Annotated in this window: 10 protein-coding genes; 1 reads left to right on the top strand and 9 read right to left on the bottom strand. The window is 57.5% G+C overall.

What is annotated here, in order from left to right:
* The 8 genes from mraY to P8O11_RS08835 form a co-directional block, all read right to left on the bottom strand.
* Positions 1-1,017, bottom strand: a 1,017-nt coding sequence (mraY, locus tag P8O11_RS08870; protein ID WP_300293750.1) for a phospho-N-acetylmuramoyl-pentapeptide-transferase, incomplete at its 3' end; no start/stop codon positions are given.
* Positions 1,018-2,442, bottom strand: a complete 1,425-nt coding sequence (gene murF, locus P8O11_RS08865) for a UDP-N-acetylmuramoyl-tripeptide--D-alanyl-D-alanine ligase (protein WP_300293749.1) — start codon at positions 2,440-2,442, stop codon at positions 1,018-1,020. It abuts the gene before it with no gap.
* Complete coding sequence (locus P8O11_RS08860) at positions 2,439-3,914, bottom strand: UDP-N-acetylmuramoyl-L-alanyl-D-glutamate--2,6-diaminopimelate ligase (RefSeq protein WP_300293748.1); 1,476 nt, start codon at positions 3,912-3,914, stop codon at positions 2,439-2,441. The genes murF and P8O11_RS08860 overlap by 4 nt, the downstream gene beginning before the upstream one ends.
* A gap of 16 nt (positions 3,915-3,930) precedes the next feature.
* A complete protein-coding gene (locus P8O11_RS08855; RefSeq protein WP_300293747.1) occupies positions 3,931-5,712 on the bottom strand; it encodes a penicillin-binding protein 2 in 1,782 nt (593 codons plus the stop codon).
* Positions 5,709-6,083 (bottom strand): cell division protein FtsL, encoded by a 375-nt coding sequence (locus tag P8O11_RS08850; protein ID WP_300293746.1) that lies wholly within the window; start codon positions 6,081-6,083, stop codon positions 5,709-5,711. The genes P8O11_RS08855 and P8O11_RS08850 overlap by 4 nt, the downstream gene beginning before the upstream one ends.
* Positions 6,080-7,066: a 16S rRNA (cytosine(1402)-N(4))-methyltransferase RsmH gene (rsmH, locus tag P8O11_RS08845; protein ID WP_300293745.1), complete on the bottom strand. Its 987-nt coding sequence runs from the start codon at positions 7,064-7,066 to the stop codon at positions 6,080-6,082. Before rsmH ends, P8O11_RS08850 begins: the two co-directional genes overlap by 4 nt.
* 6 nt (positions 7,067-7,072) lie before the next feature.
* Positions 7,073-7,579, bottom strand: coding sequence for a division/cell wall cluster transcriptional repressor MraZ (gene mraZ, locus P8O11_RS08840; protein ID WP_300293744.1), 507 nt, complete (start codon positions 7,577-7,579; stop codon positions 7,073-7,075).
* Between the two features lie 635 nt (positions 7,580-8,214).
* Complete coding sequence (locus P8O11_RS08835) at positions 8,215-9,270, bottom strand: Mrp/NBP35 family ATP-binding protein (RefSeq protein ID WP_300293743.1); 1,056 nt, start codon at positions 9,268-9,270, stop codon at positions 8,215-8,217.
* A gap of 258 nt (positions 9,271-9,528) precedes the next feature.
* Here P8O11_RS08835 and P8O11_RS08830 point away from each other — a divergent pair, with 258 nt between their 5' ends.
* A complete protein-coding gene (locus P8O11_RS08830) occupies positions 9,529-9,756 on the top strand; it encodes a DUF1127 domain-containing protein (protein ID WP_300293742.1) in 228 nt (75 codons plus the stop codon).
* Positions 9,757-9,869: 113 nt separating this feature from the next.
* Here the strand turns inward: P8O11_RS08830 and P8O11_RS08825 are convergent, their stop codons facing one another.
* A complete protein-coding gene (locus P8O11_RS08825; protein WP_300293751.1) occupies positions 9,870-12,167 on the bottom strand; it encodes an ATP-dependent helicase in 2,298 nt (765 codons plus the stop codon).
* Positions 12,168-12,342: the final 175 nt, after the last annotated feature.

The raw sequence follows: 12,342 nt of genomic DNA, 5'->3' as shown, positions 1-12,342 counted from the left end.
CACAATCTGCGGCTCCGCCCAGCCCTTCTTTTCATAGTGGTGATGGATCGGTGCCATCAGAAAAACACGCTTGCCTGTGCGCTTGAAGTAAAGCACCTGAATGATCACAGAGAGCGCCTCAACAACAAACAGACCGCCGATGATGGCAAGCACAATCTCGTGCTTTGTGCTCACAGCAATCGCGCCAAGCGCCCCGCCCAAAGCAAGCGAGCCTGTGTCGCCCATAAACACAGCCGCAGGCGGCGCATTATACCAAAGAAAGCCAAGACCGCCGCCAAAAATACCGGCAGTAAAGATCAGAATTTCGCCGGTCCCGGGTACATAATGCACATCCAGATATTCGGTAAAGTCGACCCGCCCGACCGCATAAGCAATCACACCGAGCGTGCCCGCCGCAATCATCACAGGCATAATTGCAAGGCCGTCTAGCCCGTCAGTGAGGTTCACAGCGTTGGCCGCACCCACAATTACAATCATCGAAAACGGCACAAACAGATAGCCAAGGTTGATCAATGTATCTTTAAAGACGGGCATCGCCAGCTGATATTGTAGCGCATCAGGGTGATAGAGCGCCGCCCAATAGCTTGCGATTGCACTGATCAACAGCCCAAGCAGCATACGCACACGGCCAGAGACGCCAGCTGTCGTCTGCTTTTTGACCTTGGCGTAATCATCAGCAAAGCCGATCGCAGCGAAGCCGACCGTCACAAAAAGCACAATCCAGATAAACGGATTATCGAGCCGCGCCCAAAGCAACGTCGAGGTCAAAAGCGCGCCAACAATGAGCAAGCCACCCATCGTCGGCGTGCCCGCTTTTGCCAAATGTCCCTCAGGGCCATCGTCACGAATGGGCTGGCCCTTGCCTTGACGGCGGCGCAACACGTTGATCAGTGGCGGTCCAAAGATGAACCCAAAAACAAGAGCCGTCAGAAAAGCGCCACCAGCGCGGAAGGTGATGTACCTGAAAAGGTTAAAAAAATCGCCCCCGTCGGACAGTGCCGTAAGCCAGTAAAGCATTTACTCTATTCCTCGTCTCTCTGTTTTTGGGCGCATGGCCAAACGGATCGCGCTCACAACGCGGCTAACGCCGATCCCCTTGGAGCCTTTTACCAATACAATATCACCCGCGCGCAAATAGCCACGCACTTTGGCGGCGAGTTCATCCGCGGTCTCAAACCAGTCACCCTGTTGCTCAGTCGGCAGCGCCTCCCAAGCATGACGCATCAATGGCCCAACACAATGCACAAGATCGAGCGCTGCGATGCTCGGCAAACGCGCCACACGCGCATGCTCGTCAAACTCGCTCACACCAAGTTCCAGCATATCCCCGATGATCGCAATCTTGCGGCTCCGCCCCTCAGGGCGCGCAATATCGGCCAAAACCTGTAGCGATGCGACAAGCGACGCAGGGTTGGCATTGAACGCATCATCAATCAACTCGATGTGGTCATCCTCGACCTCATCAAGCGCCAAAATCTCGCGCCGCCCCCGCCCCGCAGGCGGCTCCCAACGCGCCAGATCAGCGGCGGCCACTGCACGGTCAAGCCCGACGGCCTCACACACAGCTATCGCGCCAAGTCCGTTCATCGCAAAATGCTGGCCCGCGGCTCCGACTTTAAAAACAAGCCCCTCGCCAAAGGCTTCTGCCTCGGCAATGGTCATATTGTCTTTCAGCCGTGTTGAAACCAACCGATAGTCTTCTGACGTTGTGCCAAAGGTTAGCCCTCGGCCCGCACATTGCGCAGCCTTCGCCGCCAAAATTGAGGCAGTCCCGATATCGCCGTTCCAAATCGCCACACCGCCTTCGGTGAGCCCGTCCATAATCGCGGCCTTTTCCGCTGCGATGCCTTCGATGTTCTCAAACGCGGCCATATGCGCCGCCGCAACAGTGGTGATCATCACCACATGAGGCGCTGCCATCTTCGCCAAAGGCGCTATTTCGCCGGGGTGGTTCATGCCGATCTCGATCACGGCAAACTCCGCCTCAAGCGGCATCCGCGCCAGCGTGAGCGGCACACCCCAGTGGTTATTGTAGCTCGCCTCTGCCGCATGGCAAAAGCCTTGCGCCGCAAGCATCACCCGCAGCATCTCCTTGGTCGAAGTCTTGCCCGCGCTCCCTGTCACACCGATAATTTTCGCAGCACTGCGCGCCCGTGCCGCGCGCCCCAAATCTTCAAGCCCCGCCAGCACATCTTCCACCAGCAACAGCTTGCTTGAGCCTTCCAGCCCCTCGGGCACATGGCTCACAAGCGCCGCCGCCGCACCCTTTTCCAACGCCTGCGCAACAAACTCATGGCCGTCTCGCGCAGCCTTCAGCGCGACAAAAAGATCGCCCGGCACAAGCGTGCGCGTGTCAATCGAAACACCGCTCGCCGCCCAATCCGAGCCAACAGAGCCGCCCGTGGCCACTGCCGCCTCAGCACTTGTCCAAAGAGGCTTCATATCCTGCCCTCCAAAGCCGCGACAGCCACACTGGCCTGTTCCACATCATCAAACGGAAGCACAGTGTCGCCAATGGTCTGGCCCGTCTCATGGCCCTTCCCCGCAATCAAAAGCGCATCCCCCGCCTGAAGCAAATCCACACCGCGCAAGATCGCCTCGGCACGGTCACCCACTTCATAAGCCTCTGGGCAGCCTTGCAACACAGCCGCTCGAATATCCGCAGGCGTCTCAGAGCGCGGGTTATCATCGGTGACAATCACCACATCCGCATGCGCCGCCGCCGCCGCGCCCATCAAGGGCCGCTTGCTGGTGTCGCGGTCCCCGCCTGCGCCAATAATGGCAATGATCCGCCCCGGAACATGCGGACGCATAGCCTTGAGCGCCGTCGCAATCGCATCGGGCGTGTGGGAGTAATCAACAAAAACAGAAGCGCCATTGTCACGTGTCGCGGCCAACTGCATCCGCCCACGCACCGTTTCCATATGATCCAGCGTTTCAAAGACAGCCTTCGGGTCTTCTCCCGCCGCAATCACAAGACCCGCAGCCAAAAGCACATTCTCAGCCTGAAACCCGCCCATAAGCTTGAGATCGGCGCGGTAGCCACGGCTGTTGTGCTTGAAAAAGACTTCCTGCCCCATGCCATGGAAGCGCTGCGCCGTCAGTTGGATGTCCGCACCCTCCATTCGGCCCACGCTGATCACTTCAATCTCGCGCTTCTGCGCAATGGCTGCCATATCGGGGCCGCGTGGATCGTCGATATTGATCACAGCCACGCCATCATCCCCCAAAACGCGCCCAAACAGCGCGGCCTTGGCGTCAAAATACTTTTCAAACGTGGCGTGATAGTCCAGATGGTCCTGCGTAAAGTTGGTAAAACCCGCCGCCGCAAGCTGCACACCATCAAGGCGATATTGCGACAGGCCATGGCTTGACGCTTCCATCGCGGCATGTGTGATCCCCGCCTCGCTGGCCGCCGCCAGTGTGCGATGCAGCGTGATCGGCTCAGGCGTCGTATGCGCCAGCGGGGCGCTCCAGTCACCCTCCACGCCCGTTGTGCCCAGATTGACAGCTCTGAGACCAAGTTCCTGCCAGATCATGCGGGCAAAGCTCGACACACTGGTTTTTCCGTTGGTTCCAGTGACCGCAATCATGGTTTCAGGCTGCGCCCCAAACCAAAGCGCCGCGGTATAAGCCAAAACCTGCCGTGGATTTTCCGAAACAATCAGGGCCCCATCCGAAGCCGCGAGCTCGGATTCCGCCAGTTTCGCACCTTCCGCATCTGTGAGAACAGCACTCGCGCCCATCCGCAGAGCATATTGAATAAAGGCCCCACCATGGACCGCTGTGCCCGGAAGAGCAGCAAACAGCATGCCCTCTTTCACCAATCGGCTATCAACGGCCAGACCGCTGACGCTGACATCATCCCCAGCTGTGGCCCGAAGCCCCAGCTCGCTCAACTTTTTATGCCCCACCGCGCCCTCTTTCGCGTTAATTCGATGTGAGCGTTATACCAGCCAATTTCCCTGGTTCAACGTTCGGTCGCAATCCAAGGAGCGGCGCAACACGATTTATCAGCTCAGCTGCCACGGGCACAGCCGTCCAGCCTGCGCTGCGGCGGTTTTCACCCATCGTGTAAATCTCGGGTTCATCCAATGTTACGATCAAGACATACTGTGGATTGTCTGTCGGAAAGACACTCGCAAACGAAGCAATCACCTTGTCTTTATAGTAGCCGCCGCGCGCCTTTGGCTTGTCGGCCGTGCCCGTCTTACCGCCCACAGAATATCCAGCCACATCGCCAAAGCTCGCTGTGCCATCGGTCACGACTTTGCGCAACATATCGTTCATTTCACGCGCCACAAAAGGCGAAAGCACCTGCGCGCCGTAGTTTGGGCCGTCCTGCTTGAGCAGCGTCGGCGAGATTTTGCGCCCACCATTGGCAATCGTGGAGAAGGCCGCTGCCAAATGCATCGGCGTTGCCGAAAGTCCATGACCATAAGAAATCGTCATCGTCGAAATTTCTGACCAGTTCTTAGGCAAGAGCGGCTTGCCACCGCTCGCTTCTGGCATTTCAATCGTTGTGGTATCCAGCATACCGAGCGCCCCAAGAAACTCGCGCTGCCGCTCCGCACCGATCATCTGTGACATCCGCGCCGTCCCAATGTTTGAACTTTTGGTCAGAACTGTCTCAACATCCAGCTCTTTTCCATAGTCGTGGAAATCGCGGATCTTGTGCTTGCCCCAGACAAGAGGGCCGCGCGTGTTGATCATCGTCGATTTGTTCACAAGCTGCAGTTCGATCGCCTGCGCAATGGTAAAGACCTTGAAGGTCGAACCAAGCTCATAGACGCCTTGCAAAGCACGGTTGAACAGCGGGCTATCGTCAGGGTCGCCCTCAACGGGCGGCAAAGGGCGGTTGTTCGGGTCAAAGTCGGGCAAGCTCACAACAGAGATCACTTCGCCCGTGTGGATATCCATCAAGATGCTCGCAGCACCCTTCGCGCCCATCAGACGCATCCCGCCATAAAGCACGCGCTCGGCCGCCGTCTGTACAGTCATATCAATCGACAGCTGCAAGGGCCGCGCGCCATTGGCGGGGTCGCGCAGATATTCGTCAAACTGCTTTTCAACGCCAGCCGTGCCGATCACTTCAGCCGCATGAACACCTTCGCGGCCAAAGCTCGTTCCGCCCATCACATGCGCCGCCAGCGTGCCGTTCGGATACAGCCGCGCCTCACGTGGACCAAACAACAAACCTGGCTCGCCAATGTCATGCACCTGCTGGAGTTGCTCAGGGCTGATCTTCTTTTTCACCCAAATAAACTTGCGTTTACCCGAAAAATCCTTGGTCAGCCGCGCCTCATCCAGATCAGGGAAAATCTTCACAAGCTCTTTCGCCGCACGCTTCGGCTCAATCATTTCTTGAGGCTGCGCATAAAGCGAATGCGTCTCGATATTTGTCGCCAGAACACGTCCGCGGCGGTCCACAATATCCGCCCGCTGAGCCAGAATTTCAACACCGCCACCCGCTGCGCGCTGCTCCGTAGGCTCCGAACCTGCCAAAAGGCCCATCTGCGCCGCAATCACTGCATATGCACAGAAAAACATGACCCCAAGCACCACAAGACGCCCCTCGCCCACAGAGCGAAGCTCGTTTTGGATCACTTCGTGACGCGCACTGGTGTTACGCCGTTCAATCGCGTCAGGGTCCGCGCCCTTCTTGCGCGCATCCAGAATGGCGGCCAGTGGTCTGAGAGGAATACGTGTCATTGGTCTGCCCCACTTTGGCCAGCCGCATCGCTGGACACTTCGATGGATCCATCAAAAGACAGCTCAAGCTCTTCAGCTTGCGCCTCAACAGGATAGCCGACCTCGTTGATCGTGCCAAAATGCTCGGCCGCCAAAGGCAATAGCCCGACTTTCTGAAAATTGAGGTCCGTCAGCTCATGCAAACGGTCAGGCCGGTTCAGATAAGCCCATTCTGCCCGCAAAATCGCAAGCCGCGCCCGTGCTTCCCCGATGTCGCTTTGTAAGCGCTGCAAAGACGCATAGGCCTCTTGGGTCTGGTAATTTTCATGATAAGCCCAAAACGCGCTGCCAATGACGCAAAGCGCAGTCAGCAAGACAATAATGGTTCTCATAAAACACCCTCTCCCAATTGTGGGGCACCCACTGTTTTTGCGCTCACATCCCGCGCTGGCACATCCGTGCGCCGCGCCAAACGCAAGAGCGCGCTGCGGCTGCGGGGATTGTCCTCAAGCTCTTGAGCGTTTGGCCCGATCGCTTTCTTGTTGATCAACTGAAACGTCGCAGGCTCAGGCACTTGCGCAGGCGCATATCGGCTCCCGCCGCCCGCTTCGCCCGCCCGAAGCCGCATAAAGCGCTTCACCACACGGTCTTCCAGCGAATGAAACGAAACAACAGCCAAAAGCCCGCCGGGTTTCAGCGCGCGCTCGGCCCCCTCAAGCCCCACCACCAACTCACCAAATTCATCGTTCACAGCAATTCTAATCGCCTGAAAGCTACGCGTCGCAGGGTGGCTCTGGCCTGGTTTTGGCCGTGGCATCACGCTCTGGATGATCTCTGCCAAGCGCCCCGTTGTCTCGATAGGTGCCAGCTCGCGCGCCTTGACAATCGCCTTCGCAATCCTGCGGCTGGCACGATCTTCGCCATAAAGATAAATAATATCAGCAATTTGCGCTTCATCCAGCTCGTTGACGAGCTCCTTGGCCGAGCGTCCGGTCTGGCTCATGCGCATATCCAGAGGCCCGTCGCCCTGAAACGAAAACCCGCGCTCAGCAAGATCAAGCTGCATGGAGCTCACGCCCAAATCAAGCACAACGCCATCGACCTGATCCGCAACCTCATCCAGCTTTGAAAATGTCGTTTGATGAAGCTCGACCCGGTCGCCATAGTCCGCGGCCCAGACAGCGGCCAGCTCATGCGCCAGCGGGTCACGGTCAATCCCGATCAGCTTTTTCGCCCCTGCGTCCAGCAAGCCCTTGGCATAGCCGCCTGCGCCCAGCGTTCCATCAACCCATACGCCCGAAACGGGCGCCACATGGTCAAGGATAGCCTGTAGCAAAACCGGAATATGCCTGCGCTCTGATGTGGCACGTTCCATGTCGCGCTATTCCCCGCTTGTAGCCTTATCAAGGTAAATCAACGGATCGAAATCTTCTGGCAGATCATCGAGCCACTCTTCTGTCTTCGCGAGCTCTTCTGCCTCATAGGTCTCGGGCTTCCAGATCTGGAAAGTATCGCCCGCAGCAATGAAGAAAGCCTCGCCTTCAAGGCCAATTTTCTCGCGCAGCTTTTGCGGCAGCACAAGGCGCCCCGTCTCATCCACAGTTGTAGGCAACGATTGCCCTTGGAAAAGACGTTGAAGAATTTTGCGTTCGGTTGAGCCACGCGGCAAGGCCGCGATCTTGTCGTCCACTTCGTTAATGGCCTCAACAGTGTAGCACTCAAGGTATGTCCGGCGGTGATCACCATAGACAATCACCAGCTCAGGGGTATCGCCTTCGCGCCAGTTTGGGTCAGAGGCTTCTAGAACACGCCGAAAAGAGGCCGGAATTGACACCCGCCCCTTAGCATCCACCTTGTGGTGGCTTTCGCCGCGAAATCTACGCACCACTCTGGGCCGCCTCTCTTTAGTTTCCCCAAAAAAATCTGCCTTAGTAAAGGAAACGGCGGTTAATCTGCTGCCACTGATCAACCGCCGCCCTCGTCCCGCTTAGCGGTGTTGTCCAGCTGCGCGCGCCACCTGGGGGGGATGTCTGCTCGCCCGCGCGCCGGATCTCTTGGTCTGATGAAGTCGGTGCCTGTATGAAACCTGACTTAGGGAGTTTTTTTCGGGGTCTTTTGTTCGCCCCTTATTTTGTGCCCCAACCTCATCTCGTGGATTAGGGATACGATGGGAATTCATGGTAATCAATAGTTTTTTACGGAAATGAGCACATTATATAGCTCAAAAGACGTCTGCGAACTACATGTTGTGCGTCAAAAAGCGGAAATTTGCACCAGCTGTAGCGGAAGCTAAGATTTAAAATACTAAATATGGTAGCGCTTCGTGCCACACAGGCGCGCCCATAAAATCCCACTTTTTTTCATAAAACCCTACAGGCAAGCTCTAAAAGTCCTGCCTGCTATGAAGAATTAGCCGCCAAGACGGCTGAAAATGCCACAAATCACCAAAGTGATTCGCCCAAAATCAAAAGGACGCCCATGAATTCCCATGGCGCGCCCCATCATTTCCCATCAAGTCGCGGCTCAGAGCAGCTTTTGCGCCAAATCCGCATAAATCTGCGCTGCAGCGGTCTCCCCCGCCGCAATCGGCGTTCCAGCATCTCCGCCCAAGCGTGTCTCCAGATCAATCGGGATCTGCGCCAGAAGCGGCGCACCAAGGCGCTCAGCCTCAAGCCTGACGCCGCCGTGCCCAAAGAGATGCGCCTCATGCCCACATTGAGGGCAGATATACAGGCTCATATTCTCCACCAGTCCCATCACTGGCACCTTGAGCTTCTCAAACATATCAATCGCCTTGCGCGCATCAATCAGCGCCACATCCTGCGGCGTCGAGACAATCACCGCGCCATCCAGCACCTTCTGCTGCCCGAGCGTGAGCTGCACATCTCCAGTCCCTGGCGGCAGATCAATGATCAAGACATCAAGCTCGCCCCAGTCCACATCCGCAAGCATCTGCTGCACCGCGCCCATAAGCATCGGCCCGCGCCAGACAACAGCCTGCTTCTCGTCCACCATCAGACCAAGCGACATAATCTTAAGACCATGCGCCTGCGGCGGCATGATGCGCCCGTCTGGTGACTGACCTGGCCGCCCCGTCACACCGAGCATTCTCGGCTGGCTCGGCCCGTAAAAATCCGCATCCAATATCCCGACACGTTGCCCAGCTCGCGCCAGCGCCACAGCAAGGTTCACACTTACAGTCGATTTACCAACGCCGCCTTTGCCCGAGCCCACAGCAATCACCCGCGCCACACCCTTGGGGCGGATGTCTTTACGTTTGGGGTCTGGGTGGCCACCAATGCTTAGCTTGGGAGGCGCCTTCGCGGCCGCTTGCGCACCATGCGCCGTCAAGACAGCAGAGGCACTGCTCACACCGCTCAGCGCTTGCACCATATCCACAGCCGCCGCTCGGATCGGCTCCATCTTCGCCGCCGCCTCTGGGCTTGGGGCCTCGATGACAAATCGAACAGCCCCGCCCTCAACAGTCAGGGCGCGCACCATATCGGCGCTCACAAGGCTGCGCCCATCAGGCAGCTCCAGCCGCGCCAACTCCGCCAGTACCTGTTCTTTCGTTGCCATGCGCACGCTCCCTTATAGCTTTGCCGCATAGGTGCGCCTTATGCCGCAGAATTCAACCCCAAAAGCCGCCAAAGCACAGCGTCAAAGGCCGATAAGCTTACCTTACGTTAACGTTAGCTTTGGGAAATCAGGCATCTTCAAGACATGCAAATGCTGCATAGCGGCATTGCCAAACTAGGTCTTTTCGCAGGCGCAGCATGACCCTAGATAGCCTTCAAGACAGACACACTCCGTCACGCACATGAAATGGTAAACACAATGAACTACGTCGTATCCACAACTTCAGGCGCCCTCAACGACGCCATCGCAGAACTCGTCGGCAAAGCCGTAAGCTTCGTCTCAAACGCAGCTGAAGCCTTCGCTCTCAAGCGCGAGTACCGCAAAACAGTAAGCGAGCTTTCAAGGCTCTCAGGTCGCGAACTCGCAGACCTCGGCCTGAACCGCTCAAGCATTCACGCCGCAGCTTATGAGGCTGTCTACGGCTAAACGAACAACTGGATTGTGCCGGTTCTCCTCCCTTTTCCGGCACAAGAATGCGCGGCGGACCCCCTCCTCCCTAAAGGGTCCGCCGCCTTTATTTTAAGAGCCTATTTTAAAGCTTAAAACGGGATGTTGTCCGCATCCGCCGCGCTCACGATAAAGCGCGCAACGACCTTCTTCACACCCGCCTTGTCAAAGTTGATCTCGAGCTTGTCGCCCTCAACCCCGATGACATCGCCATAGCCAAACTTGGTGTGAAACACGCGATCCCCCTGCATAAACGAAGACACCGCCGTCGCCTCGACAGTATAGGCAGCGCCTCCCTGTGCTTTCGGAGTCGGTCTCTGGCTCGCCCGCGCCTGCATCCGCTTCCAACCAGGAGAGTTATAAACATCAGCCTCCGCTGCATTTTCCGCCAGCGCCGAGCGCACCGAAGGCTGCGCAGCACCATAGCCGCCGCCATAAAGCCCGGGAGGCGTCATAACATCCACATGCGCCTCAGGCAGCTCGTCAATAAAGCGGCTCGGCATCTGGCTCTGCCACTGCCCGTAAACGCGGCGGTTGCCCGCGAATGAAATGGTGCAAATTTCCTCCGCCCGCGTGATCCCCACATAAGCAAGCCGCCGTTCTTCCTCGAGGCCCTTCTGCCCGCTTTCGTCCATAGAGCGCTGCGACGGAAACAGCCCGTCTTCCCATCCAGGCAAAAACACCACAGGAAATTCCAGCCCCTTGGCCGCATGCAAAGTCATAATGCTGATTTTCTCGTCCGCATCGGTCTTGTCATTGTCCATGATCAAGCCGACATGCTCCAAAAATCCTTGCAGATTTTCAAATTGCTCCAGCGCTTTGACAAGCTCCTTGAGGTTCTCCAGCCGCCCCGGCGCTTCGGGCGTCTTGTCGTTCTGCCACATCTCGGTATAGCCGCTCTCGTCCAGAATGATCTCGGCCAGCTCCACATGGCTCACCTCGGGACTGGCCTCCAGCCGCTGCCAGCGCTGCAGATTGTCCAAAAAGCGCTGAAGCTCGCCGGCGCCCTTGCCGCTAATGCCCTTCCCGTCTAGCAAAAGCTGCGCCCCGCCCGTCAGTGGCAAAAAATTCGCCCGCGCTTCCATCTGGATCTTCTGCTGCGCCTTGTCGCCCAGCCCGCGCTTTGGCGTGTTCACCACCCGCTCAAAGGCAAGGTCGTCCTCGGGGCTGACCACAAGGCGGAAGTAGGCCATCGCATCACGAATTTCCAAACGCTCGTAAAACCGTGGGCCGCCGATCACCCGATAAGGCATCCCGATGGTCAGAAAACGGTCCTCAAAAGCGCGCATCTGGTGGGAGGCGCGCACAAGAATCGCCATGTCATCAAGCGATTTTGGCCCAATTCCGCGTGTGCCGCGCTGCAAAGCCTCGGCCTCCTCGCCGATCCAACGCGCCTCTTCCTCGCCGTCCCAATGGCCGATGAGGCGGACTTTCTCGCCCTCCTCGGCCTCGGTCCAAAGCTCCTTGCCAAGCCGGTTCTCGTTGCCAGCAATCACGCCTGACGCAGCAGCAAGGATATGTGGTGTCGAGCGGTAATTCTGCTCAAGCCGCACCACGGCCGCGCCGGGAAAGTCTTTCTCAAAGCGCAGGATATTGCCCACTTCCGCGCCCCGCCAGCCATAGATCGACTGGTCATCATCGCCCACACAGCAGATGTTCTTATGCCCGCCCGCCAGCAACCGCAGCCAAAGATACTGCGCCACGTTGGTGTCCTGATACTCGTCCACCAGCACATATTTAAACCAGCGCTGATAGAGCGCGAGCACATCGTCATGCTTTTGAAAAATACTCACCACATGCAAAAGCAAATCGCCAAAGTCCGCTGCATTCAACTCCCGCAAGCGGGTCTGGTACTGCGCATAAAGCTGCGGTCCCATCCCGTCATAGGCACTGCCTTCCGCCGCAGGCAGATTCTCAGGAAGCCATGCTCGGTTTTTCCAGCCGTCGATAATACCCGCAAGCATCCGCGCGGGCCACCGCTTGTCATCAATCCCCGCCGCCTGCACAAGCTGCTTGAGAAGGCGCAGCTGGTCGTCGGTGTCCAGAATGGTGAAATTGCTCTTCAGGCCCACAAGCTCGGCATGACGACGCAGAATTTTCACACAAATCGAGTGGAACGTCCCCAGCCAAGGCATCCCCTCCACAGATTGACCAAGCAAGCGCGTAACCCGCTCTTTCATTTCTCGCGCAGCCTTATTGGTAAAGGTCACAGCCAATATCTCGTTGGGTTGCGCACGCCCCGTATTGAGCAGATGCACAATCCGCGTGGTCAGAGCCTTGGTCTTGCCTGTGCCCGCTCCCGCCAACATCAGAACAGGCCCCTCCAACTGCTCCACAGCCGCACGCTGCGCAGGGTTGAGGTCGTTCAAATACGGCGCGCCCCGCGCCATCAGGGCTTTTTCAGAGAGAGATACCACAGGTTTGCCCCTTCTTTGTTGGCTCGGCTCAGGCCCCACCCCTACCAAATCTGCCCCCCAAGTCAAAGAGATGTTCGCCTTGTGTTCCGCAATCCCCAAAAAAATCCTGCTTTTTCTCTTTCATAATATCTCGGGGGAGTGTGAGGGG

Source organism: Lentibacter sp. (assembly GCF_029254145.1).
GTDB lineage: Bacteria > Pseudomonadota > Alphaproteobacteria > Rhodobacterales > Rhodobacteraceae > Lentibacter.
The sequence above is the reverse complement of the archived record's forward strand: the minus strand, read 5'-3'. Positions and strand labels throughout refer to the sequence as shown.

Coding starts and splice junctions, on each gene's coding strand:
- murF (WP_300293749.1), bottom strand. CDS start 2,442: ATGAAGCCTCTTTGGACAAGTGCTGAGGCGGCAGTGGCCACGGGCGGC.
- P8O11_RS08855 (WP_300293747.1), bottom strand. CDS start 5,712: ATGACACGTATTCCTCTCAGACCACTGGCCGCCATTCTGGATGCGCGC.
- P8O11_RS08850 (WP_300293746.1), bottom strand. CDS start 6,083: ATGAGAACCATTATTGTCTTGCTGACTGCGCTTTGCGTCATTGGCAGC.
- rsmH (WP_300293745.1), bottom strand. CDS start 7,066: ATGGAACGTGCCACATCAGAGCGCAGGCATATTCCGGTTTTGCTACAG.
- P8O11_RS08835 (WP_300293743.1), bottom strand. CDS start 9,270: ATGGCAACGAAAGAACAGGTACTGGCGGAGTTGGCGCGGCTGGAGCTG.
- P8O11_RS08830 (WP_300293742.1), top strand. CDS start 9,529: ATGAACTACGTCGTATCCACAACTTCAGGCGCCCTCAACGACGCCATC.
- P8O11_RS08825 (WP_300293751.1), bottom strand. CDS start 12,167: ATGGCGCGGGGCGCGCCGTATTTGAACGACCTCAACCCTGCGCAGCGT.